Here is a 23,667-nt window from a genome sequence, read left to right on the forward strand (position 1 = left end):
CGCGGCCGTGAAGAGCGCCCTAGGAAGACGGCCGGGGACCTTCCGCGGAAGGCGTCGCAACCTCTCCACCAACGAAAGGACGACTGTCCATGCGTGCCATCACATCGGCAAGGCGTACGGCGCGGCCCCTGGCCGTGCTGTCGGGCGCCGCGCTGGCTCTGTTCCTCACCGCCCAGGGGGCAGGGGCCACGACCTCGCCCGACGATCCCACGAACGTGACTCCTTCCGGAGACTCCAAGAGCGTGACCCCGCCAGAGAACTTCGCGAACGCGACCCCGCCCGAGGCGCAGGCGGCCTTCGCCGAGCAGGGCAGAGCCGCGGGGCTGACCGAGGAACAGATCACCACACTGCAGAACAGCGCGAATCTCTACCTGTCCACGCTGGGAGGCAGACAGGTGGCTCTCAACAAGGTCGTCGTCGACGGGAAGGCGGACGTGTTCATCGCCCTCCCCGAAGAGGACGCCCCCCGTGACCTGTCCCCCGAGGCCGGGCTCGTCTCCGCCAGTGGTTGCGCCGGCGGCAAGGCGGCCTACGGACACTTCTGCGCCTGGCGGGAGCCCGGTTTCAGGGGCACCACGATCGACATGTACAGCTGCGGCAGATACCCCATCTCCCTCGTCGGCAACGGGTCCTGGGACAACAACCAGACGAAGGGCACGAGAGCGCGGATGTACAACAAGAGCGGCAAACTCATCTACACCACCCCGCCGGCCCACAGCAGGGACAGCAGCGGCGACTGGACCCCTGTGCACAGCGTCAGGAACTGCTAGCGGGGTGACCCGGCTCCGTCGCGACGTCCCGTAGGGCGTCCAGAAGGGGGACGAGCAGGGGGTGGTGCTCCGCGCCTCGCCGTACGGCGGCGAAGACACGGCGTTCGGGGCCCGAGACCGGGCGGACCGCCACCCCCGACAGGTCGGGGCCGCGCAGCGCCAGGCGCGGCACCATCGCCACCCCCGCCCCGGCGGCGGCCAGCGCCACGACGGCGCTGAAATCGTCCGAGGAGTGCGCGAACTCGGGGGTGAAACCCGCGTGCTCACAGGCCAGCGCGATCACGTCGTGACAGGGGTTGCCGGGGTAGGGGCCGATCCAGGTCTCGCCGTGCAGGTCGGCCACCGTCACCTCCTGCCCCGCCAGCGGGTGCTCGCGGGGCAGGACCACGTCGAACGGCTCCGAGTAGAGCGGGATGCGTGAGAGCCTGCGGTCGGTCTCCGCAGGGGCACCCCGGTACTCGACCGCGACCGCGAGATCGACCGCGCCGTCCAGGACCATGGTGAGGCTCTGGTCCCCCTCCGCGTCCAGGACGCGCACCCGGATGCCGGGCTCCTTGTCCTTGAGCCTGCCGACGGCCGGGGCGACGAGCAGGCCGATGGCGGTGGCGAAGGAGGCCACCGTCACCTCCCCGGCCGTGCCCGCGGTGTAGGCGGCGATGTCGGCGTCCGCCCGTTCCAGCTGGGCGAGCACCTCGTTGGCGTGACCCAGCAGGATGCGGCCGACGGCGGTCAGTCGTACGCCCCGGCCGTCGCGTTCCAGCAGCCGGTGGCCGACCTCGTGTTCGAGGGCGATGAGCTGCTGGGAGACGGCCGAGGGGGTGAGGTGCAGCGCGGCGGCAGCGGCGGTGACCGTCCGGTGGTCGGCCACCGCACGCAGGGTCCTGAGCCGTCGCGTGTCTATCACCTGCCCATTTTCGCCGGAATTATTTACAGACAGGTACAAACAGGGGTTGTTTCCGGCCCGCTGGAGGTTATCCACAGGTTGACTTTCGGCGATGGGAGCACCCTCCGGGGGTGGATAACGTTGCCGGGATGGCTACGGGGACAGGGGGAAAGACGCTCACGGCGGTGCTGCTGTGGGCGTCGTTGGCCGTGCCGGTGCTGCTGGCCGGGTTCACCTCAAGGACGGCCCATCCCCTCGCGTGGTGGGGGGCGTTCACCTGCCTGGCGGTGATCGGCGCCGGGGTGGCGCTCGGCCGTGCCCGGCCGCTGGCGGCGATGCTGCTGGGGTCGGGGCTGTGGCTGGTCGAGGCGACACGCGGCAACCCGTTCACGGTGCTGGCGGCGATGGCGGTGTTCGCCTACCTCGCCGGGGTCCGGATGGACAGGGCCGGTCAGGCGGTGGCCGCGCTCGGCGGGCTGCTGGTCCTGGCGGGGACGGTGACACCGCTGGTCAGCGACGCGGGAGCCGGGTTCGTCGCGGTCTCGGGCGCCGTGCTGGGCGCGGTCGTGCCGTGGCTGGCGGGACGCGCCCGCAGGCAGTACCTACTGCTGGCGAGGGAGGGCTGGGAACGGGCCGAGGAGCTCGAACGCGCCCAGCGGCTCATCGCCGAGCAGGCCAGGGCCCGCGAGCGCACCCGCATCGCCGGTGACATGCACGACCTGCTCGGGCACGAACTCGGGCTGGTCGCGCTGCGGATCGGTGGGCTTGAGGTGGCTCCCGGCCTCGACGAGCGCTACCGGCTGGCGGCGGGCGAGGCGCGCAGGGCGGTCACGGCCGCCTCGGAGCGGCTGCAGGAGATCGTGGACATGCTGCACCACGACACCGGGACCGCCCAGGAGGAGGGCGTCCCCGAGCTGGTCGAGCGGGCTCGGGCCGCGGGCATGCGGGTCGAGCTGAGGACCGTGGGTGAGGGCCCCTTGCCCAACGGCTCCCGCCCGGACGGCCCTCCCTCAGGCGGCCCTCTCTCCGGCGGCTCTCTCCCGTCGGCCATGGCCGAGCGGGCGTTGCGGCGGGTGGTGCAGGAGGGCCTGACCAACTCCGCCAAGCACGCCCCCGGTGCCCCGGTCATCGTGACGGTCGAGCACCTGGCCACGGAGACCGTGGTCACGGTGACCACGGGTCCGGCACGCCGCCCCCAGGACCGCGCGTCCGGTGGACACGGGCTCGAAGGGCTCAGGGAGCGGGTCCGGCTGTGCGGCGGCTCCCTGCGGGCGGGGCCGAAGAGCGAGGGGTTCGGGAGGTTCGGGGAGCCGGCAAGGGGCGCGGGGCCCGGGAGAGGGGCCGGCCGGGAGCCCGGAGAGGGAGCGGGCATCGAACCGGCCGGGGAACCCGGCGAGGGGTTCGAGCTGAGCGCGCGCCTGCCCCACGCACCGGGACAGATCGCCGAGCCGGGGCCGGTCTCGGTCTCGGCGACCCATCTGGCCAGGGCACGGCTCAGGGCACGCCGCACGCGCGTCACCGCGGTCGTCACCGCCGTCACCGCCGTCACGGTGGTCACCCTGGTGGTGGTGGCCTTCATGATCTACGACGCCGCGTCCTCGGTGCTGACCCCCGAAGATTTCCAGCGACTGCGTCCCGGCCAGGACCAGACGGCCGTGGCGCGGGTGCTGCCCGGCCGTTCCCGCATCGACGGGCCGGTGCCCGGCGAACCGGCCAGGCCACGGGGGGCGGACTGCCGTTACTACGGCACCCACGCCAACCCCTTCGACGCCTCGCACCGTGAGCTGTTCCGGCTGTGTTTCGCGGGCGGGCGCCTGGTGAGCAAGGATTTCCTGCCCGCGAACCGGAGCCCGTAGAAGCCACGCGAGGGTTCCGCAGGGCCGCGTGAGGGTCCTGCGGGGACACGTGTGATGTTCGTGGGCTCGAACGGGGGTTCCGCGGGGTCATGTGAGGTGAAGAGGCCCACGGGTTCTCGTACGGGAGTTCGACAGGGCCGGGTGAGAGGGGGACGACGGTGGTGCGAGTGGTGCTGGCCGACGACGAGGCGGTGGTCCGTGCCGGGGTGCGGATGATCCTGTCGGCCGATCCGGAGATCGAGGTGGTCGCCGAGGCCGCCGACGGGCGGGAGCTGGTCGAGGCGGTGCGTGCCCACCGGCCGGACGTGGCGCTGGTCGACATCCGCATGCCGCGCCTGGACGGCCTGGCCGCCACCGCCGAACTGCGTGCCGTGGCACCCGCGACGGCGGCGCTGATCATGACCACGTTCAGCAAGGACTCCTACGTCTCCCGCGCCCTCGCCGACGGCGCCACCGGCTTCCTGCTCAAGACCGGAGACCCGAGGGAGTTCCTGCTCGGGGTTCGGGCGGTGGCCGGGGGCGGCGCCTACCTCTCACCCAGCGTGGCGGCCCGGGTCATCAGGGAGCTGACCGGTGACGACCTGTCCAGGACGGCGCAGGCCCGTGACCGGGTCGCGGTGCTGACCAACCGTGAACGGGAGGTGCTCGCGCTGATCGGCGCCGGGCTGTCCAACGCGGAGATCGCCCGCCGTCTCCACCTGGCCGAGGGCAGCGTCAAGACCTACACCAGCACGATCCTGGGCCGCCTGGGCGTGCGCAACCGAGTCCAGGCCGCGGTCGTCGCCCACGACGCCCGGCTGGTGCGCCGCGAGTGAGAGCGACCCAGGTCGGAAGCGTGATCATCCGGCCGGGTGTGGGCGACCCGGGCCGGAAGCGTGACCACCGGCTGGGTGGTGGCGACCCCAGCGGGAAGCGGGCCTCGGGTGTGGTCATCCGGTACGGCGGGCGGCCCGCGAGCGGGAGCGACCCGGGCCGGAGTGAGCCTCAGGTGTGAGACCGCCGGGGGCGAGCAGCAGCGGGCGCAGCGCCGCCAGTCCGCGCAGCCGTTCGACCAGCGCGGTCGCGGGACCGCTGAGCGCGAGCACCACGACCGGCGCCAGCACCCCGCCGAGCAGCAGCCCCACCACCACGTCATGCGGATAGTGCGCGCCGACGAAAACCCGTGACGCCCCGCCCAGCAGCGCCAGCACCACCACGTACGGCGCCAGCGCCCGCCAGGCGAGCACCAGCCCGGCCGCCGCTCCGGCCGCGAGCGTCGCGTGGTTGCTCGGCAGGGACCAGTCCCCGTACGGCGGGCACGGCACGATCGTGGACACCCCACGCAGCGCCCGGCACGGCCGATCCTCCCGCAGCACCACCTTGACGACCTCGCTGACCACGTAGGCGGCCACCGTACCCACCGGGCCGAGCAGCGCCAGCGCCATCATCCCGGCGGAGCCTCTCCTGGCCCGCCACCACGCCCACAGGTACAGCACGGCGAACACCACGAGCATCCCGTCGGTGCCCGTCTCCGCCAGCCCCCGAAACCACTCCGGCGTTCTCGCCGCGAGTTCCACGACGTCCCGATACAGTCCGTCATCCATGGCCCCTCCGCATATCCCCTGGTCAACGACCTTACGAAGGTAGGAATCAGGGGATATGGCACACAGCCGCCGATCGTCGCCGGTGTGCGTTGACTTTCGTCAACCGTCAGGAGCTTGCGGCAACCGTCGGTCAACCGTCAGGGCCGGGAGAGGTCACCTCCTGGCCGCGACGAACGCCTCCACGGCACGGTCCACGTCGTCGAGCGAGTGGGCCGCGGACAACTGGACCCGGATGCGGGCCTTGCCGTGCGGTACGACGGGGTAGGAGAAGCCGATCACGTAGACGCCCTGTTCGAGTAGCCGCTCGGCCATGGCGCCCGCCTCGGCCGCGTCGCCGATCATGACCGGGACGATGGGGTGGTCGCCGGGCAGCAGGTCGAACCCGGCCTCGGTCATCCGGGTACGGAACCGCTCGGTGTTGGCGCGCAGCCGTACCCGGGCGTCGTCGGAGGTGCTGATCAGGTCGAGGACGCGCAACGAGGCGGCGGCGATGGCCGGGGCGAGCGAGTTGGAGAACAGGTAGGGGCGGGACCGCTGGCGCAGCAGCTCGCAGATCTCCCTGCGCGCCGAGACGTAGCCGCCGCTGGCGCCGCCGAGCGCCTTGCCGAGGGTGCCGGTGATGATGTCCACGCGGTCCATGACGCCGTGCAGCTCGGGGGTGCCCCGGCCGCCGGCGCCGACGAAGCCGACCGCGTGCGAGTCGTCGACCATCACCATGGCCTCGTACCGCTCGGCCAGCTCGCAGATCTCACGCAGCGGCGCGACGTAGCCGTCCATGGAGAACACACCGTCGGTGACGACCAGCCTGCGCCGGGCGTCCGAGGCCTCCTTGAGCCTGGCTTCGAGGTCGGCCATGTCACGGTTGGCGTAGCGCAGGCGGCGGGCCTTGCTCAGCCGGATGCCGTCGATGATGCTCGCGTGGTTGAGCGCGTCGGAGATCACCGCGTCCCGTTCGTCGAGCAGCGTCTCGAAGACCCCGCCGTTGGCGTCGAAACAGGAGCTGTACAGGACCGTGTCCTCCTGGCCGAGGAAGTCGGCCAGCCGTGCCTCAAGCTGCTTGTGCACCTCCTGGGTGCCGCAGATGAAACGCACCGAGGCCATGCCGAAGCCCCAGCGGTCGAGTGCCTCCCTGGCCGCGTTGACCACTTCGGGGTGGTCGGCCAGGCCGAGGTAGTTGTTGGCGCAGAAGTTCAGCACCTCGCCGCCTCCGGCGACGGCGATGTCCGCCCGCTGGGGGGTGGTGATGACCCGCTCGGGCTTGAGCAGCCCGGCGGCGGCGATCTCGTCGAGGGTGTCACGCAGGTCGGCGCGGACGTTGTCGAACATCAGGCGGTCCAATCCATGATGACTTTTCCGGTCTTGCCACTCGCCGCGGTGTCGAAGGCCGCGTCGAAGTCGCGGTGGGAGAAGCGGTCGGTGATGACGGGGGACAGGTCAAGCCCCTTCTCCAGGAGAACCGACATGGAGTACCACGTCTCGTACATCTCTCTGCCGTAGATGCCCTTGATGGTGAGCATCGAGGTGACGACGGTCGAGAAGTCGACCGCGAACTCCTCGGCGGGCAGGCCGAGCATGGCGATCCTGCCGCCGTGCGTCATGTTGGCGATCATGTCACGGAGCGCCCTCGGGTTCCCGGACATCTCCAGGCCGACGTCGAAGCCCTCGCGCAGGCCCAGTTCGTGCATGCCGTCCGCGATGGAACGTTCCGCCACGTTCAGCGCCAGGTTCACCCCCAGCTTGCCCGCCAGCTCCAGCCGTTCGGGGCTGACGTCGGTGACGACCACGTTGCGGGCCCCGATGTGCGTGGCGACCGCGGCGGCCATCAGCCCGATCGGCCCGGCCCCGGTGATCAGCACGTCCTCGCCGACCATCGGGAAGGTCAACGCGGTGTGTACGGCGTTGCCGAACGGATCGAAGATCGCCGCCACGTCCGGGTCGACCGGGGTCCTGTGCACCCAGACGTTGGACGCGGGAAGCGTCAGGTACTCGGCGAAGGCGCCGTCACGGTTGACCCCGAGGCCGACCGTGTTGCGGCACAGGTGCCGCCGCCCGGCCATGCAGTTACGGCACTTGCCGCAGACCAGGTGCCCCTCCCCGCTGACCAGGTCGCCGACCGCGACGTCCTCGACGCCGGGCGCCACCTCGACGACCTCGCCGCAGAACTCGTGCCCGACGATCAGCGGGGGCCGCAGGGTGTGCCTTGCCCAGGCGTCGAAATCACGGATGTGCAGGTCGGTGCCGCAGATGCCGGTACGCAGCACCCTGATCAGCACCTCACCCGCGCCCATGACCGGCTCGGGCACATCGGCCAGCCGAAGTCCGGGCTCCGCCCTCTCCTTGACCAGCGCTTTCATAGAAGATCCCCCCTCAGCTTCCGACCCTACGCACTGTGCCGGGCCGGTTCTTGAGGTGTCCATCGCGGTTTTCTTAACCCGTCCCACAGCATTGCTTCATGCTTGTGCCGAGCTGGGCTTTTCCTCCGCGACCGAGGGGATCTTCCAGGGATCTAGCGTTCGGCTCTGTCCCGGTTCCTCGTCTCCAGGGGGTCGGGCATCGCAGGCGCGCCGGGGCCGATCTGGCGGGGGCCGATGTCGCTCTCCGCGGCCTCGGCGACCGCCTCCGCGGCGGCCTGCTCAGCCTGGGCGGTCTCCCTCTCGGTCGCCTCCTTGGCGGCCTCGTCGATCGCGGGGGTCTCCCTGGTCGCGCTCGACCGGGGCAGCGACTCGGTGAAGGCCTTCGACACACCCTGGAGCGCGGAGGTGACCTCGCTGGGAATCACCCAGAACGTGTTGCCCTGGCCCTTGGCCAGCTCGGGCAGCACCTGGAGGTACTGGTAGGCCAGCAGCTTGGGGTCGGGGTCGTTGCGGTGGACGGCCTGGAAGACCTCGTCGATCGCCTGGGACTGGCCCTGGGCCTTGAGGATCGCGGCGCTGCGCTCACCCTCGGCGCGCAGGATCGCGCTCTGCTTGTCACCCTCGGCGGTGAGGATCTGGGACTGGCGCTGTCCCTCGGCGGTGAGGATCGCGGCGCGCTTGTCCCGTTCGGCGCGCATCTGCTTCTCCATCGCCTCCTTGATGGTCTTGGGCGGGTCGATCGCCTTGATCTCGACCCGGTTCACCCTGATGCCCCACTTGCCGGTCGCCTCGTCCAGCACGCCGCGCAACTGGCTGTTGATCGTGTCGCGGGAGGTGAGCGTCATCTCCAGGTCGAGTGAGCCGACGACGTTGCGCAGGGTGGTGACCGTGAGCTGCTCGACGGCCTGGATGTAGTCGGCGATCTCGTAGGCGGCCGCCCTCGGGTCGGTCACCTGGAAGTACAGCACGGTGTCGATCTCGACGACGAGGTTGTCCTCGGTGATCACCGGCTGCGGACGGAAGGAGACCACCTGCTCACGCAGGTCGATCATCGGGTAGACGCGGTCGATGTAGGGGATCACGAAGTTCAGGCCGGGCTTGAGCGTGGTCTGGTAGCGGCCGAGCCGCTCCACGTTGCGTGCCCGGGACTGGGGGACGATGCGCACCGCGCGCAACACCGTGAACACGGCGAACAGCACGACGAGCAGTCCGGCGATCAGCAGTGGGTCCATGTGGTCACCTGTCGTCTACGAGTTGGAGGTCTCGTCCTTCGGGGCGGGAAGGGAGGCTGGAACGGCAGGGCATGCCGTTGTCGCGCGGGGAGGCTCGCCGCCGGGCGGGCCTGAGAACCGTGAACCTCAATGTGACCTCCTTTTCGTGGAGTCCCCGCTTTGCGGCGGGAGGATGTCAATCCCGGGGATAGACGAGCGCTGTGGCGCCCTCGATCTCGATGACGTCGACGACGGCTCCCGCCGGGATCACCAGCGTCTCGTCGTACGCTCTCGCGGACCATTCCTCGCCGCCGATCCTGACCCGGCCGTCCCTGCCGGTCACCTCGCTCAGGGCGTAGGCGGACTTGCCGACCAGGGCCTGGACGCCGAACCGTCTGTCGGCGGGCGGCGGTTTGAGGTGGCGTCTGGCGATGGGCCGTACCACGACCATTCCCGCCACCGTGGTGACCGCGAACACCAGGAACTGAAGGGGAAGCGGCAGGCCGAGGGCGGCGGTGACGGAGGTGATCAGCGCGGCGCCGCCGAGCAGCCCGAGGGCGGTGGTCAGCGTGAAGATCTCAGCGACGCCGAGCGCCACCGCGAGAATCAACCAGATGACCCAGTAATCCATCTCCGGCCCTCCTTAATAATGAACGGCTCGGATGTCCAGGAGGTTCCCTTCCCTACGGTATGCCGATATTTGAAACCCGGTAGTCATTCCGCGGGGGTGTTTCGCCGCGTCTCGATGCCGTCGAGCAGGAAGTCAAGTCCGATGGTGAAGGCCGTGTCCCAGTCCTTGCCGATCGGCGGGCCGTACTCGGCGAGGGTGGGGTAACGCTCACGACGCGTCCGCAGGTGCTCCTCGGCCGCCTCCCGCGCCGCCCTCTCATCCCGTGCGAGCCAGGTGGCCTGCATCAGCGCCGAGCCGATGACGTAGTTGGACAGGCCGTACGCCGCGGCGGACAGGTGTGGTTCGGTGAAGCCCGCGGCGACCAGTGTGGCGTGCAGGAACTCGGCGCGGTCCAGGACGTTCGGCCCCATGAGGGGGCGGCCGAGCAGGGCCGCCGACCAGGGATGGCGTAGCAGCGCGGCACGCCACCCGCCGATCAGGGCCGTGACGTCCGCGCGCCACCGGTCCGCCCCGCCGCCCGAGGGCAGCCCGACGTCGCCGAAGATCGCGTCGAGGGCGAGGTCGAGCACGTCGTCCTTGGTCCTGACGTGCCAGTACAGCGTGGTCGAGCCGGTGTCGAGACGCTCGGCGAGCCGCCGCATGGTCAGCCGCTCCGCCCCCTCCTCGTCCAGCAGCGCGACCGCCTCGGTCACGATGCGCTCCCTGCTGAGCGGAGGGGCCTCCCTCCTGGCCCGCGCCGGCCGGAACCACACCTCCCCGGCCCCCTGCCGAGCCGTACGGGATGCCCTCACCTCTTCGTCGTCCACACGACCGAGTTTAGTATCGACGGTCCGGTTACTAGATCGTTGGTCCGGTCTCTTACGGAGCCGCCTGTCCGTGCACCCGCCGGAGGTATTCCATCGCGTGTTCCGCGGCTGGATCGTGGTTCAGCCGTTCACGGTAGAAGTGGAGCCGAGCCTCGCAGTCGTCGATGATCTCGCTCCAGGTGCGCGCCCAGATGCGGACACCGCCTCCCCACTCGGCGATGCAGCCCGGCGGTCGGTCCGGGGCGCTGGCGTCCCGTCTGACGATGTCCGTCATCTCGGTTGAGACGACCCAGAAGTCCCATGAGACACGGGCGTCGCGGAACTGGGGGTCGCTGACGATCGCCTCGGCGTAACTCTTGATCTGGGCGACCTCGCTCTGCCCGATCCTGACCCTGGGGGCCTTGAGCTCGACCACGAGGTGTTCCCGTCCCGTGCTGCCACGGTGCGCGCGTCCGAGCAGGAGATCGACGATGCCCGTCCTGCCGTCCTCGCGGCGGACAGGCGTCGCCCCGCCGACCTCCGAGCCACGGCCCAGTTCCTCAAGGTGGCGTGTCAGTACGGCGTCCAGGCTCTGGTCGCTGACCATCAGCGCGTAGGCGTCGCCGAAGATCCAGGTCTCACGCTCCAGGATCTTGTGCAACTCGCTCCGTTCCCTGACGGTCCGGCTGATCTCCGGCTCGAAGACCAGCTTCTTCAGGGCGGCCAGGAAGTCGAGCCGGTCGCTGACCTGCCCGGTCGCCTTGATCACCTCGGAGAGGCTCGTCCGCTGGAGGATTCGCCGGAGCTCCTCCTGTTCCGACTGGGGCAGCCGGAACAGTTCGTCCAGCACCGGGTAGAGCCCGCTCGGGTCACGGGCGATGATCTCCCGGAGAAGTCGCAGGGTGGTTCTCTTGCTCTGCGTCGCGCCGGGCAGGCGCCGGGAGATCCTGGTGGCCACCTCGTCGAACATCTCGCGTTCGACCGCCTGGGCCGGTTCCGCGGGCTCCTCCGCGTACGGATAGACCCCCTCGGACTTCCACTCGTGGATGAGCCTGGCGCGGCGTTCCTGCTCACGCCTTTTGACGTGCGCGCGCAGGCTCTCCCGCGCAAGCGCGAGAAGAGGACCGATCTCGTCCATCTCCGCCAGTGGCAGATCACCCCGGCGCTCGACGAAGCCGTCCCACAGCAAATACGCCGTGAAGTGGTAGCCGGGCGCCTGGATGCCGGGAGAGAGTTCGTCCAGGACGACGCCGCTGGCGTCGCAGAGGGCGAGCACCCGCCCGACGTCCTTGGGCCATTCGATGACACGCAGTACCGGTGCGGGGTGGACGTCCTCCGACCAGGGCACCGTGTATTCGGCCGTGTCCGTCCACACCATGGCCGGATCGAGGAGCGTGCCCTGGTAGACGATCCGCACGTCGGGGTTGGCCGCGAGGAAAGGAGCGAAGGTCGAGGCCAGTTGCTGGGCGGTGTCCTCGTGGGTGAGACGGGTGACGAAATCGGCGGGAACCGACGCCTCAACCCGCGTCCCGCACGACTCCTCGACGGTCTCCGGTTCGGAGATCTCGAAGTCGGCGGGCCGGTCGACCGCTCCGCTGATCACCGTTCGCTCGGTCCGACCGTCCACCGCTTTCGCGACGCTGATCCAGCGGACCTGCTCACCGAGCGCGAATGCACGGAGCCTGCCCTGCCCGCTGTGCCCGTGCAGCCCGCGCTTCAGTTCGGGGGAGACCTTGGCGGTGGTCTTCCAGGACCCGCCCAGGCCGCCGAAGTAGTTCGCACAGGAGGCGTTCGGCATGCCGTGACCGTTGTCGGTGACGCGGACCGACTCCACGCCGTTCAGCTCGTTGAGCTCAAGATCGATGCTGACGAGACTCGCCTCCGCGTCCAGCGCGTTCCAGACCATCTCCGCGACCGCGCCGATCGGGTCCCTCTGCTTGGCCAGGCGCAACAGATGGTCGGGTTTGGCCTCGATGTGAACCGTACGCACACGGTCACTATCCCAGACAGCGTGTGAGACCAGGCGAAAGATCACCGAGCCGGAGGAGTCTAGTATGGTGATCGACCACTGGATCAACGGTCCAGTGACTCGATCGTTGGTCTAGAGGGGAGGAGGGGTCGTGGGGCATGTCGAGGTTGAGCGGGTCGGGTATCGGTTGCCGGATGGGCGGGTGTTGCTCGACGAGGTGTCCTTCCGGGTCGGTGAGGGCGTCAAGGCCGGGCTCGTCGGCCCCAACGGGGCGGGGAAGACCACGCTGTTGAAGCTGGTCGCCGGTGACCTGCGGCCCGACTCCGGGCGGGTGGTCCACTCGGGCGGCCTGGGGGTGATGCGACAGTTCATCGGTGGGGTCGGGGACGACAGGACGGTGGGCGACCTTCTGCTGTCCGTCGCCCCCGACCCGATCCGTACGGCCGTCGCCACCCTGCGGGACGCCGAGGCCGTACTGGCCGCGCGGGACGACGAGCCCGCCCAGCTCGGCTACGCGCAGGCGCTCGCCGACTACGGCGACGCGGGCGGCTACGACATGGAGGTCGTCTGGGACACCTGCGCGACGGAGGCCGTCGGCGTGCCGTACGAGGAGCTTCGCGACCGGCCGGTGAACACCCTGTCGGGCGGCGAGCAGAAAAGGCTCGTCCTTGAGGCGCTGCTGCGCGGTCCCGACCAGGTCCTGCTGCTCGACGAGCCGGACAACTACCTGGACGTCCCGGCCAAGCAGTGGCTGGAACGGCGCCTGCTGGAGACCGCCAAGACCGTCCTGCTCGTCTCGCACGACCGGCGGCTGCTGGCCACCGTCACCGACCGGGTCGTCACCGTCGAGTCGCGCCGGGTCTGGGTGCACGGCGGCGGGTTCGCCACCTACGCCCAGGGGCGTTCCGCCCGGGTCGAGCGGCTCGACGAACTGCGCCGCCGCTGGGACGAGGAGCACGCCAGGCTCAGGCACACCGTGCACACCCTGCGGCAGGGCGCGACCGCCAACGACGCGCTCGCCTCCGCCTACCGGGCCGCCCGCACGCGGCTCGTCAGGTTCGAGGAGGCGGGGCCACCGGAGGCGGCGCCCAGGGCGCAGAACATCCGGATGAGACTGCGGGGCGGACGCACCGGCAAACGGGCGGTCCTGTGCGAGAACCTCGAACTGACCGGCCTGATGCGGTCCTTCGACACCGAGATCTGGTACGGCGAGCGCGTGGCCGTCCTGGGGTCGAACGGCTCGGGCAAGTCCCACTTCCTCAGGCTCCTGGCCCAGGCGGCGGACGGGGCGACCCCCTCCGTGCGCCACACGGGGACGGTGCGGCTGGGGGCGCGGGTCGTTCCCGGGCATTTCACCCAGACCGACGTCCGTCCCGACCTCTACGGCCGTACGCCCGCGGAACTGATCACCACCGGGCACGCGCTGACCCTGAACGAGGCCATGGCCGCCCTCGCCCGCTATGAGCTGGCCCCGGCGGGTGCCAGGCCGTTCGAGACGCTCTCCGGCGGGCAGCAGGCCAGACTGCAGATCCTGCTGCTCGAACTGTCGGGGGCGACCCTGCTGCTGCTCGACGAGCCGACCGACAACCTCGACCTGGCCAGTGCCGAGGCGCTCCAGGAGGGGCTCGACGCCTTCGACGGGACCGTGCTGGCCGTCACCCACGACCGCTGGTTCGCCGACGACTTCGACCGCTACCTGGTCTTCGGCGCGGACGGGCGGGTCCGCGAGTCGGCGGAGCCGGTGTGGGACGAGGGACGGGTCCGCTGAACCCGGCCCCTCGGACGGCTCGGCCGGGCCTCCGGAAGTGGAGGCTCCTGGTTTCTCGACCCCCCTTCAATTACTCTTTGTGGCCAGTCAACAACAAGGAGTGATCAGCTTGCGACGTGCAATGTCCACTACTCTGGGCGCTCTTGCCGCCTGTGCCGCACTCGTCCTGGCCACCCCGGGCCTGGCCTCCGCCGCGTCCGGAACCTTCGAGTACACCTCCGCCGGACTCCCGAACTCCTTGCTCACGCCGAAGGACAACCTCTGCTACGGCGTCGGTTACTCCGCCGGGGCCACCAACAAGACCAACCGTGACGCGCTGCTGTACGAGGGAAACAGCTGCCACGGCAGGGTCATCAAGGAACTCTCCCCGGGAAGCTCGACGGACACCCGGTTCGAGAGCGTGAAGTTCGTACACTGACCCGGCTGATGCCCGTGCCGTGCTCGTCGGAGCCGGTGTGGTTCGAGGGACGGATCCGCTGACCCGTCCCTCGAACCAGGAGCGACTCAGCGGGCGGGCAGGACGGTGCCGGAGACCTCGCCGAGGGTGATCACGGTGCCGCCGGGGCCGGGGGCCGTCGCGGTGATCGTGACCGTGTCGCCGTCCTCAAGGAAGGTCTTCGACGAGCCGTCGGGCAGCTTGAGCGGTTCCGTACCGTTCCAGGTCAGCTCGATCAGCGATCCCCGCTGGTCGGGGTCGGCGCCGGAGACCGTGCCGCTGGCGTACAGGTCGCCGGTGCGCAGGCTCGCGCCGTTGACCGTCATGTGGGCGAGCATCTGGTCGGGCGTCCAGTACATCCCCCGGTACGGCGGTCGCGAGACGACCTCCCCGTTCAGCGCGACCTCCAGCGTCAGGTCCAGCCCCCACGGCTCGTCCCTGCGCAGGTAGTCAAGCGGCTCGGGATCCTGCGCGACACCGGGGGTCCGCGCCTCCGACAGCGCGTCCAGCGGCGTGATCCACGGGGAGACCGAGGTGGCGAAGGACTTGCCGAGGAAGGGGCCGAGCGGCACGTACTCCCAGGCCTGGATGTCCCTGGCGCTCCAGTCGTTGACCAGCGTCACCCCGAAGACGTGGTCGGCGAACCGGCCCGACCGCTCGCCGAGGGCGGTCGGCGTGCCGACGACGAACCCCAGCTCCGCCTCGATGTCCAGCTTCGCCGACGGCCCGAACACCCCCGCGCCACGCTGTCCCGACGGCCTGACGACCGGGGTGCCGGAGACGACGACGGTTCCCGCCCTGCCGTGGTAGCCGACGGGCAGGTGGCGCCAGTTCGGCTTCAGCGGCTCCTCGTTCGGCCGGAACATCCGGCCCAGGTTGGAGGCGTGTTCGAGGGAGCAGTAGAAGTCGACGTAGTCGGCCACCTCGAACGGCAGGTGCAGCCTGACCTGGTCGAGCGGGACCAGGTGCGCCTCGACGGCGCCGGGGTCGGTGCGCAGCTTGTTCTGGAGCACCGTCCTGGTGTCCCGCCACGCGGCCGAGCCCCTGGCCATGAAGGCGTTGAGCGAGCCGGTGGCGAACACCTCGTCGTGCAGGACTCCGGCGAGATCCACGACGTGCTCGCCGTAGCGCACCCCGACGCGCGGGGTCTCCCCCTCGTGCCGGGAGAAGACCCCGTAGGGCAGGTGTTCGACACCCCAGGACATCACACGTTCTCCTCTACTGCGTTCTCGATGAGCCCCAAGGCTCGCAGGTCCTCGATCGGCGTGCTCGTGCTGCACGAACCGTAGGAGACCAGCAGCTGCCTGGCGCGGGTCGCGACGTCCTCGGAGACCTCGCGGGCCAGCCGTACCAGCTCGCCCACGTCCGTCGAGCCCAGCACGGCGGCCGGGTCACGGCCGTCGACGGCGGCGCAGACCGCCAGGACGAGGTTGAGGAAGCCGTGCCGGTCGACGCCGAGCGCCGGGTCGAAGTGGCGCACCGCGTTGTGCAGTCCGGCCGTGGCCTTGAACGGGATGCCGCGTTCGACGCAGTGGGAGATGAACGCGCCCAGATCCTGGGCGGAGGGGAAGGCGGTGGCGACCGTCCCGCCGCACCTGACCTTGAGCCCCACCCCCTGTGGCGGGTCGAAGGGCAGCTGGGCCGGGGTGACCTCGACGAACAGCCGGGCCTTGAGGTCACCGAGGTCCACGACCCTCCCGGGGACCTCGACCAGCTCGACGTCGAGACCGTCGAGCGGCGGCAGGTCGGGGGTGTCCAGGACGAGACCGAGCCTGATCGGGTGGTCCAGGTGCTCGCGCAGCTCGCCGATCCGGCTGGCCGCGCACAGGAAACGGTGGGTCAGCACCGGGCTGCCCGCCGCGAGGTCCGCCCGGTGCCTGGCCAGGGCCCTGGCCATGGGCAGCGCGGTCGGCGGGAAGAGCCCGGCGTCGTCGACCAGGGCGTCGAAGAGCGTCATCGGGCCCACGTCCAGGCGTAGGCGGGGTCCTCGACCGACAGGCCGGTCGAGCCGAGGTCGAGGGGCCGGAAGGTGTCCACCATCACGGCCAGTTCGCTCGTCTGCGTGTGGCCCTGCCGTACGGCCTCGACGGAGGCCTCGACGGCACCGGGCTGGGGGCCGTGGGTGAACCCGGCGGGGTGCAGCGAGATCGAGCCGACGTCGATGCCCGAGCCCTTGCGCGCGGTGTAGTCGCCGCCCGCGTAGAACATCAGCTCGTCGGAGTCCACGTTGTGGTGGTTGTAGGGGATCGGGATGGCCTCGGGGTGGAAGTCGAGGGGCCGGGGGCAGAACGAGCAGACCACGAAGTTCGGTCCCTCGAAGGTCTGGTGCACCGGCGGCGGGGCGTGGGTGCGCTTCACGACGGGTTCGAAGTCGCTGATGTTGAAGGCGTAGGGGTACAGGCAGCCGTCCCAGCCGACCACGTCGAAGGGGTGGTTGCGGTAGACGAGCCGGGTCAGCCCGCCGCGCGTGCGGACCAGCACCGGGACCTCCTCGCCCTCGGCGAGCATCGGCTCCTGCGGGGTGCGCAGGTCGCGCTCGGAGTAGGGGGCGTGTTCGAGGAACTGGCCGTACTTCGACAGGTAGCGCTTGGGCGGCCTGATGTGCCCGGCGGCCTCGATGACGAAGGCCGTGACGCGACCCTGGGGGACCCAGCGGTGGATCGTCCCGGTCGGCACGACGACGTAGTCGCCCTCCCCGGCTTCGAGCGCGCCGTAGGTGGACTCGAACGTGACCCGTCCCGAGGCGATGTAGACGCACTCGTCGCCCATGGAGTTGCGGTACAGCTCGCTGGGGGCCTCGGTCGCGGCGTACGACATGCGGACGTCGGCGTTGCCCGCCAGCAGGCCGCGCCCGGAGACCAGGTCACCGCCGGTCGGGAGGTCCTGGGTGCGGAAGTGCCTGGGGGAGAGCGGAAGGTTGGGGGTGAGCGTGGCGGAGGGGGAGGCCTCGACCGCCTCCGCCTTGATGATCGCCGTGGGCAGGTACCGGTGGTAGAGGAGTGAGGAGTCGCTGGAGAAGCCCTCCTCACCCATCAGCTCCTCGGCGTACAGCCCGCCGTCGGGCCGCCGGAACTGCACGTGTCGCTTGCGGGGAATCTCACCCACGACGCGGTAGTACGGCATCCGCTTCTCCAAGCTCGTCCGTTTATCGGACATTGTTGTCCTTTATACGTACAACCTTCCGTCAACGGGTGAGCCGATGTCAAACATGGACTCCCGTGTCGAGGTGAAGTATCTTGATGTCGAGATACTTAGGGGGTTGTGATGATTCACCACGTGCAGCTCGCCTGTCCTCCCGGGAGCGAGCAACTGTCCCGCGACTTCTACGAGGGGGTGCTCGGCCTGACCGAGATCCCCAAGCCTCCTCTCCTCGCGGCCCGTGGCGGATGCTGGTTCAGGGGACACGGCATCGAACTCCACCTGGGTGTCGAGGCCGACTTCCGCCCGGCCCGCAAGGCGCACCCCGGCCTCATGGTCGAGGATCTCGACCACTGGGCCCGGCGTCTGGGCGAGGCCGGTTACCCGGTCGACTTCGCCGACGACTTCCCGGGGATGCGCCGCTTCCACAGCGCCGACCCGCACGGCAACCGCCTGGAGTTCCTCTCACCTGAGGGAGGGCGTCCGTGAACGCCCGAGGGTGAGCGCGGCGACCGCGCAGAGCAGGGCGGGTACCAGGAGGGCGCGGGCCGTGCCGGCGGGGGCCGGGGTGAGCAGGGCGCCCATCACGGCGACACCGAGGGTGGCGCCGACCTGCCTGGCCGCGTTGAGCAGGCCGCCCGCGGCGCCGGCCGTACCGGTGGGGGCCGCCGCGACGACCGTGGTGACCAGCGCGGGCAGCGCGAAGGAGACCCCGAAACCGGTGCAGAGCAGACCGGCGACCAGGAGCGGGTAGGCCGACCCGGTCGTGACCGCGACCGCGAAGATCACACCGCCCGCGGTCAGCAGGGCCAGGCCTGCGGTCACCGGCCCGCGCGGCCCCGACCTGGCGACGATCCTGCCGGTGACCAGCGGGTTGACGGCGAACGGCAGCGTCATCGGCAGGAAGGCCACCCCGGTTTCGAGCGGGGACAGCTCCAGGGTCCGCTGGAAGAGCAACGGCAGCACGAACAGCACCCCGGCCATCGTGAAGTTGACCGCAGCACCGGCCAGCAGCGCGGGCGTCATACCGGGGGCCCGCAGCACGGCGGGCGCCAGGACCGGCTCGGTGCCGCGCCTCTCAAGCGCCGCGAAGGCCACCCCGGCGGCGACGGCGGCGGCACCGGACCCCAGCGCGTGGACCGGCTCGCCCGAGCCGAGCGCGATGAGCGCGTCGGTGCCCAGCCCGAGGGCCACGCAGACCGCGAGCTGGGCGGGCCAGCCGATCCCGCGGTCGCCGCGCGGGCAGCGCACCGCGCGCCCCGCCGTCAGCGCCAGTACGGCCGCCGCCAGCGGGACGTTGATCAGGAACACGGCCCGCCAGCCGGACAGGCCGACCAGCAGCCCTCCGGCGATCGGCCCGGCGGCAAGCGCGGCCCCGCTGACGGCCGCCCACACCGACAGTGCCCTGGCGCGTTCGGCGGGAACCGGGTAGAGCGTGCTGATCATCGCCATGGAGGCGGGCACGCAGGCCGCCGCCGCGGCGCCGAGCAGCGCCCGCGCCGCCACCAGCGTCCACAGGTCGGGTGACAGCGCGCTCAGCAGCGAGCCGACCCCGAAGAAGGCGACGCCAGCCCGGAAGACCCGGTGCGCGCCGAACCTGTCGCTGATCGCCCCCGCGGACAGCAACAGGGCGCCGAACACGACGGTGTAGCCCGACACGGCCCACTGCAGGCCCGCGACCGAGCCGCCGAGCGAGCGTGCCAGATCAGGTTCGGCCACCGAGAGCACGGTCATGTCGAGCAGGACCGTGAAGTAGCCGAGGGAGATGCCGAACAACGCCAGGGAACGCCTGGCGGAACCGATGGTCATGCGGGTCACTGTCGTGGGCCGGGCCGTACGGCTCCACCGGAGAGAACGCAGGCTCCGTTCGGAATATCCGAACGCTCGCCGGGGGTTCGCCCGACATGGAGCTTCGCCAGTTACAGGTCTTCGAGGCGGTCGCCAGGCACGGGACCGTCACCGACGCCGCCAACGCGCTCGGCAACGCGCCCTCCTCAGTCTCGGCGCAGATCCGCGTGCTGGAGAGGTCCCTGGGAGTGGCGCTGTTCGAACGCGGGCCCAGGGGGATGGGCCTGACCCCGGCCGGCGAGCGCATGCGGTCGTGGGCGCGGCGACTCCTCGACCAGGCCGAACAGGCCAGACTCGACGTCGTCGGAGGCGGGCGGGAGCTGCGTCTGGGCGCGCTGGAGACCATCGCCGCGACCCACGTGCCCGCGATCCTCACCCGGCTGGCCGTGCGGCGCCCCGAACTGCGGGTCGAGGTGAGCTCCGACGCCGCCAGGGACCGGCTGCTGGCCGGCGTCGCCGAGGGCGACCTGGACGCGGCGCTGCTGCTGGACGCGGGGGAGGGGCTCGGCGGGCTCGGCTTCGGCCTGCCGTCGGCGCCGCTCGACTTCCTCGACCTGGAGACCGTACGGCTCGTGCTCGTCGCCGCCCCGGGGCACCCGCTGTCCGGGAGGCGAGAGGTGACCAGACGGGACCTGCGCGGCCAGGACCTGCTGGTCAACGTGCCCGCCTGCTCGTTCTGGCTGGCCGGGGAGCGCCTGTTCGGGCAGGACATGCGCCGGGTCAGGGCGGGCGGGGTCTCCGTCATGCGCGCCTGGGCCGAACGCGGTCTCGGCGTCACCCTGCTGCCCGACTTCGCGGTCTCCGCCCAGCTCGACGAGGGCACCCTCGTACGGCTCGCCGTCGAAACCACCCCGCTGGCGCTGCGGCTCGTCTGGCGCGCCGACCGGGAGGACGTCCCCGGCCTGCGCGAGGTCCTGTACGCCGTGGCGGACCCAGGCCGTAGGTTGGGCGGGTGAGCACGTGGAGCGCGGAGCGGCGGATCTCCTCGGCGACCGGTTACCTGCTCCTGCGCCTGGGCGGTCTCGTCCGCGACCGGGTCGAGGACGAACTGCGGCGGTGGGGGATAACGGGCAAGGAACTGCGGGTGATGAGCCTCGCCGGCGACCGGGAGGCGTCACAGCGTGACCTGTGCGGACTGTCCGGCCTCGACCGCACGACGATGGTCGCGGTGATCGACAAGCTGGAGCGGCTCGGCTATGCCCGGCGGGCCCGCAGCGCGGCCGACCGGCGCAAACAGCTCGTCCTGCTGACCGAGGAGGGTAAACAGGCCGTCGAGGAGGCCGTGACACGGATGACCGAGGTGGAGGCCGACTTCCTCTCGCCCCTCGACCCGGCCGAACGCGAGCTGCTCAACGAGATGGTCGCCCGGCTCTACACGGTCCACAGCACCTCGTGAGATTACTGACCGTTTTGGTGTGACTACATAGGGAAATGGTTCCTTATGTGGATAGCGGGGGCGGCCCCTGGACTGAAGATCGACTGGGCCAGGATGCCCACCTACAACACGATCATGGCGGTCGCGGCGGGTGTGGGGCTGGTCCTGGTGGTCGCACTCGGGCACAAGGTGCTGCGCGGCAGGATCAACGACCACTTCGAGGGCTGGGCGCTGGCCTTCGGGGTGCTCGGCCTGATCCTCACGACGACCGGCCTGCACATGACGCTCACCTGGCCGCTCGCCGGGCAGGGCTTCCCCTTCGACAACATCGTCTTCGGGGAGCCCGCACTGGCCTTCGGGGCGCTGCTGTTGTTCGCGGCCTTCTACCTGTGGCGCAAGGGCGTGCTGCTGGCCGCCGCGCTGGACCGCCCCGCCCTGCTCGCCCGTACGGCGGGCCCCGTCTCCCTGTTCGTCGCGGGCATGGGGCTCGGGTGCTTCGGCATCGCGGCGGCCGGATGGACCTACACCCTGTTCGCCGCCCCGCCCCAGGAGCCCATCTCCGGGGCCTTCGCCGACATGCCGTTGCTTGAGGCGACGTTCATCTCCGGCCTCTACGTCCTGGTCGGCCTGGGCGCGGTGCTCTTCCCGCTGGCGCTGCGGGCCAAGGGGGGAGGGCTCACGACCGTCGTCGGGGTGTGCTGGGGGGTGGCCGGAATCGCCTTCACCCTGTTCGGGGCGCTGAACTACTTCACCCACATCGGCCTGATCGTCAACACCATGTAGGCCGGGCTCAGGCCAGGGACCGGGACAGTTCGACGGCCGAGGCGGCCACCCGGGGGCCGACGACCTCGGGGTCCAGCGGGGTGAAGGAGACCACGCCGACCGACGCCTCAAGCCACGGCAGCCCGGGCACGGGCGCCGCGATGCCCCTGGCCCCCTCCTGGAGATGCCCCTCGGTGACCACATGGCCCGTACGGCCTTCGCGCAGGGCGAGCACGGCCAGTCCTGCGGCCCCCTTGGTCAGCGGGTGACGCGATCCCTCGCGGTAGGCGACGTGCATGTCCGTCCACGACGGTTCGACGACCGCGACGGCCAGCCCATCCTCCCCCTCGGCGACCGTGAGGTGCGCGGTCGCCCCGACCTCCTCGGCGAGCCGCCGCAGGGCGGGCAGGGCGCCCTCACGCAGCAACGGCTGTACGGCCCTGGCCAGGACGAGGACGCCGAAGCCCAGGTGGAGACGGCCCTCACCGTCCCGCCTGACGAACCCCTCGTTCTGCAGGGTGGTGAGCAGGCGGTAGACCGCCGGGCGGCTCAGCCCCAGCTCCGCGGCCAGCTCGGTCGGGGTCCGGCCGGGCCTGCCGTCGGAGAGCAGGCGCAGCAGGCGCAGACCGCGTTCAAGGGTCTGCGAGGACTCCGCGGCCATCAGGGCGTCCACAGGGCTGGGAACATGCCCCGATTATCCGTGGTGTCCCAATGTGATGTCCGCGCGGCCTCCGCCGTACGGGACCGTCGGTATGGCATTTCGGTATGGCCAAGCTGAGCTGACTGGGATATGGCGGGTTTCTGGCTATTTCCTGACTAAGCCTGTTGAGGGATCGGAGATCTGTATAGGGTGCGAAACGATCGTTTTGACTGGATCACTGGGAGTTCGGGACATGCGAATCAACCTGCGACGGACTCTTGCCGTCGGCGCGGCCGTCGCGGTCATCGGAGCGCTGGCGCCGGCTGCGGCGGCCTTCTCACAGGACGACGATCGCAGCTGCAACGATCTGATGGGTGACGACGCCCCCGCCTTCATCGTGTGCCGCTGGCTGGCCAAGCCGGACGAGGCATACGACATCGTGAAGTTCTGGAGCGCGAACGACAACGCCAACCTCAAGTCCGCCACCGCCACCGACGGCCAGTTCATCGACTGCTCGGCCCCGGGAAGCTCCTGTCCTCAGCTTGAGGGCGACGGCACCGTGGGCGACGAGAACACCCCGCTCCCCGAGGGCGCGGACGCCGACGGCGCGCCCGAGTGCGAGGCGGGCCAGGAGTGCGCGGTCGGCGGCTACCAGGAGGGCGGCGACGGCACGCAGAGCGCGCCCGAGCAGAGCAGCGGCCTCAAGCCCACCGGCCAGGCGAACACCGCCCAGAACGCCACGGCCCAGACCGCCCAGCAGGCGGCCGCCACGGTCCCGACCCCGCAGGAGGTCACCGCCGCCGCGCAGGGTCCCGTCGGCCAGGTGATCACCACCGCCAAGGGCACCGGCCTGCGCGTCTGGATCGACACCGAGCTGGCCGACGACTGGAAGGCGGGGGCGCAGAACTTCTCCGCCGCCGTCAAGCGGGTCGCCGCCCTGGCCGCCCGCCCCGAGGTCGCCGGAATCCGGTTCAGCTCCCAGCTCGGCTACAACTCGACCTTCAAGACCGACGACGAGGTGCTGGCCTTCGTCACGGCCGCCTCCGCCGCGCTGCGCCAGGCCGCGCCGGGCAAGCGTCTCGGCGTCCACACGGTCGTCCCCGAGCTGGCCTGCGGCGGTGACGAGGCCTGCAAGACCGAGATGCGCAAGCGCTACCCGCTGCTGGCCCCCGAGCGGGTCGAGTCGCACCTGATCTCCGGCCGGGTCGACCAGCTCTCCCTCGACAACGGCCTGACCTACGGCGGCTACACCGCCTGGAAGATCACCCCGGAGCAGGCCCAGGCCAACCAGTGGATCCAGGTCCGCGCCCGCGCCTGGGACGCCCTGGGCCAGGTCGCCGCCGAGGAGACCGGCCTGGTCGGCCAGGTCACCGCGGAGCAGATCGCGGCCAGGGTCTCCAAGCCCGTCCTGGACGGCTCCGCCCAGCAGGTGAACGTCTGGACCCGGGTCCAGGACGCCAAGGGCACCGTCACCCGGCTGACCGCCTGGGACGAGTTGAAGAAGCTCGCCCCGATCCAGCGTCGCATGGCCGCCGTCTACACCCCGGCGACCCCCGAGGTGGACACGGCGACCGACCTCAAGAAGATCGCCGAAACCTTCAGCCAGGTCTACCTGACGATCGCCTGACCCTCCCAGGCCGAACGCGGAAACCCCAGCC

At 70.7% G+C, this 23,667-nt stretch carries 23 protein-coding genes; 10 read left to right on the forward strand and 13 right to left on the reverse strand.

The genetic code is table 11. The annotated features are described in order from the left end of the window. Window positions 1-89: 89 nt before the first annotated feature. Window positions 90-770 (forward strand): hypothetical protein, encoded by a 681-nt coding sequence (locus ABZ463_RS24480; protein ID WP_352014266.1) that lies wholly within the window; start codon window positions 90-92, stop codon window positions 768-770. Here ABZ463_RS24480 and ABZ463_RS24485 read toward each other — a convergent pair. Then, window positions 757-1,674, reverse strand: a complete 918-nt coding sequence (locus ABZ463_RS24485; RefSeq protein ID WP_352014265.1) for a LysR family transcriptional regulator — start codon at window positions 1,672-1,674, stop codon at window positions 757-759. The two genes, ABZ463_RS24480 and ABZ463_RS24485, sit on opposite strands and share 14 nt — an antisense overlap. Before the next feature lie 128 nt (window positions 1,675-1,802). Between ABZ463_RS24485 and ABZ463_RS24490 the strand changes: the two genes are divergently transcribed. Continuing rightward, window positions 1,803-3,509: a histidine kinase gene (locus ABZ463_RS24490; RefSeq protein WP_362779293.1), complete on the forward strand. Its 1,707-nt coding sequence runs from the start codon at window positions 1,803-1,805 to the stop codon at window positions 3,507-3,509. A gap of 158 nt (window positions 3,510-3,667) precedes the next feature. Continuing rightward, on the forward strand, window positions 3,668-4,324 hold the full coding sequence (locus tag ABZ463_RS24495) for a response regulator transcription factor (RefSeq protein ID WP_362779295.1): 657 nt from the start codon (window positions 3,668-3,670) through the stop codon (window positions 4,322-4,324). A 114-nt stretch (window positions 4,325-4,438) separates the two neighbouring features. Here the strand turns inward: ABZ463_RS24495 and ABZ463_RS24500 are convergent, their stop codons facing one another. The 7 genes from ABZ463_RS24500 to ABZ463_RS24530 form a co-directional block, all read right to left on the reverse strand. Continuing rightward, the gene (locus ABZ463_RS24500) at window positions 4,439-5,092 is read right to left on the reverse strand and encodes a phosphatase PAP2 family protein (protein ID WP_352014262.1); all 654 of its coding nucleotides are present in this window, start codon (window positions 5,090-5,092) and stop codon (window positions 4,439-4,441) included. A 153-nt stretch (window positions 5,093-5,245) separates the two neighbouring features. Continuing rightward, window positions 5,246-6,418 carry a glycine C-acetyltransferase gene (locus ABZ463_RS24505; protein WP_352014261.1) on the reverse strand — a complete coding sequence of 391 codons (1,173 nt, stop codon included), beginning with the start codon at window positions 6,416-6,418 and terminating at the stop codon, window positions 5,246-5,248. Continuing rightward, window positions 6,418-7,446, reverse strand: coding sequence for an L-threonine 3-dehydrogenase (gene tdh, locus ABZ463_RS24510; RefSeq protein ID WP_352014260.1), 1,029 nt, complete (start codon window positions 7,444-7,446; stop codon window positions 6,418-6,420). Before tdh ends, ABZ463_RS24505 begins: the two co-directional genes overlap by 1 nt. A 152-nt stretch (window positions 7,447-7,598) precedes the next feature. Beyond that, entirely contained in the window at window positions 7,599-8,678 is a 1,080-nt protein-coding gene (locus ABZ463_RS24515; RefSeq protein WP_352014259.1) for an SPFH domain-containing protein, read from the reverse strand. A gap of 175 nt (window positions 8,679-8,853) precedes the next feature. After that, window positions 8,854-9,288 carry an NfeD family protein gene (locus ABZ463_RS24520; RefSeq protein WP_352014258.1) on the reverse strand — a complete coding sequence of 145 codons (435 nt, stop codon included), beginning with the start codon at window positions 9,286-9,288 and terminating at the stop codon, window positions 8,854-8,856. Window positions 9,289-9,371: 83 nt separating this feature from the next. Beyond that, complete coding sequence (locus ABZ463_RS24525) at window positions 9,372-10,094, reverse strand: TetR/AcrR family transcriptional regulator (protein ID WP_362779299.1); 723 nt, start codon at window positions 10,092-10,094, stop codon at window positions 9,372-9,374. A gap of 52 nt (window positions 10,095-10,146) precedes the next feature. After that, complete coding sequence (locus tag ABZ463_RS24530) at window positions 10,147-12,063, reverse strand: ATP-binding protein (protein ID WP_362779302.1); 1,917 nt, start codon at window positions 12,061-12,063, stop codon at window positions 10,147-10,149. Window positions 12,064-12,193: 130 nt separating this feature from the next. On the opposite strand from ABZ463_RS24530, the gene ABZ463_RS24535 reads away from it, so the two are divergent. Together ABZ463_RS24535 and ABZ463_RS24540 are read left to right on the forward strand one after the other, a co-directional pair. Beyond that, window positions 12,194-13,810 (forward strand): ATP-binding cassette domain-containing protein, encoded by a 1,617-nt coding sequence (locus ABZ463_RS24535; RefSeq protein ID WP_362779304.1) that lies wholly within the window; start codon window positions 12,194-12,196, stop codon window positions 13,808-13,810. A 109-nt stretch (window positions 13,811-13,919) separates the two neighbouring features. Continuing rightward, on the forward strand, window positions 13,920-14,228 hold the full coding sequence (locus ABZ463_RS24540) for a hypothetical protein (protein WP_352014254.1): 309 nt from the start codon (window positions 13,920-13,922) through the stop codon (window positions 14,226-14,228). Window positions 14,229-14,314: 86 nt separating this feature from the next. Here the strand turns inward: ABZ463_RS24540 and fahA are convergent, their stop codons facing one another. Genes fahA through ABZ463_RS24555 form a run of 3 tightly spaced genes read right to left on the reverse strand, consistent with a single transcriptional unit; the run spans window position 14,315 to window position 17,369 of the window. Further along, complete coding sequence (gene fahA / locus ABZ463_RS24545; protein WP_362779308.1) at window positions 14,315-15,451, reverse strand: fumarylacetoacetase; 1,137 nt, start codon at window positions 15,449-15,451, stop codon at window positions 14,315-14,317. After that, on the reverse strand, window positions 15,451-16,203 hold the full coding sequence (locus ABZ463_RS24550; protein ID WP_352014252.1) for a hypothetical protein: 753 nt from the start codon (window positions 16,201-16,203) through the stop codon (window positions 15,451-15,453). The genes fahA and ABZ463_RS24550 overlap by 1 nt, the downstream gene beginning before the upstream one ends. After that, entirely contained in the window at window positions 16,200-17,369 is a 1,170-nt protein-coding gene (locus ABZ463_RS24555) for a homogentisate 1,2-dioxygenase (RefSeq protein WP_352014251.1), read from the reverse strand. The genes ABZ463_RS24550 and ABZ463_RS24555 overlap by 4 nt, the downstream gene beginning before the upstream one ends. A 141-nt stretch (window positions 17,370-17,510) precedes the next feature. Here ABZ463_RS24555 and ABZ463_RS24560 point away from each other — a divergent pair, with 141 nt between their 5' ends. Then, window positions 17,511-17,873: a VOC family protein gene (locus tag ABZ463_RS24560; protein ID WP_352014250.1), complete on the forward strand. Its 363-nt coding sequence runs from the start codon at window positions 17,511-17,513 to the stop codon at window positions 17,871-17,873. Here the strand turns inward: ABZ463_RS24560 and ABZ463_RS24565 are convergent. Continuing rightward, window positions 17,850-19,193, reverse strand: coding sequence for an MFS transporter (locus tag ABZ463_RS24565; protein ID WP_362779313.1), 1,344 nt, complete (start codon window positions 19,191-19,193; stop codon window positions 17,850-17,852). The genes ABZ463_RS24560 and ABZ463_RS24565 overlap by 24 nt on opposite strands. 95 nt (window positions 19,194-19,288) lie before the next feature. On the opposite strand from ABZ463_RS24565, the gene ABZ463_RS24570 reads away from it, so the two are divergent. The 3 genes from ABZ463_RS24570 to ABZ463_RS24580 are packed head-to-tail and all read left to right on the forward strand — an operon-like array spanning window position 19,289 to window position 21,390. Continuing rightward, window positions 19,289-20,188 carry a LysR family transcriptional regulator gene (locus ABZ463_RS24570; RefSeq protein WP_352014248.1) on the forward strand — a complete coding sequence of 300 codons (900 nt, stop codon included), beginning with the start codon at window positions 19,289-19,291 and terminating at the stop codon, window positions 20,186-20,188. Then, entirely contained in the window at window positions 20,185-20,628 is a 444-nt protein-coding gene (locus tag ABZ463_RS24575) for a MarR family transcriptional regulator (protein WP_352014247.1), read from the forward strand. The genes ABZ463_RS24570 and ABZ463_RS24575 overlap by 4 nt, the downstream gene beginning before the upstream one ends. Before the next feature lie 45 nt (window positions 20,629-20,673). Further along, the gene (locus ABZ463_RS24580) at window positions 20,674-21,390 is read left to right on the forward strand and encodes a DUF981 family protein (RefSeq protein WP_352014246.1); all 717 of its coding nucleotides are present in this window, start codon (window positions 20,674-20,676) and stop codon (window positions 21,388-21,390) included. Between the two features lie 7 nt (window positions 21,391-21,397). Here the strand turns inward: ABZ463_RS24580 and ABZ463_RS24585 are convergent, their stop codons facing one another. After that, window positions 21,398-22,030 (reverse strand): helix-turn-helix domain-containing protein, encoded by a 633-nt coding sequence (locus ABZ463_RS24585; RefSeq protein WP_352014245.1) that lies wholly within the window; start codon window positions 22,028-22,030, stop codon window positions 21,398-21,400. 232 nt (window positions 22,031-22,262) lie between these two features. On the opposite strand from ABZ463_RS24585, the gene ABZ463_RS24590 reads away from it, so the two are divergent. Next, window positions 22,263-23,636, forward strand: coding sequence for a hypothetical protein (locus ABZ463_RS24590; protein ID WP_362779319.1), 1,374 nt, complete (start codon window positions 22,263-22,265; stop codon window positions 23,634-23,636). The last annotated feature ends 31 nt before the right edge of the window (window positions 23,637-23,667 follow it).

Source organism: Streptosporangium sp. NPDC020145, assembly GCF_040631275.1.
Classification (GTDB): domain Bacteria; phylum Actinomycetota; class Actinomycetes; order Streptosporangiales; family Streptosporangiaceae; genus Streptosporangium.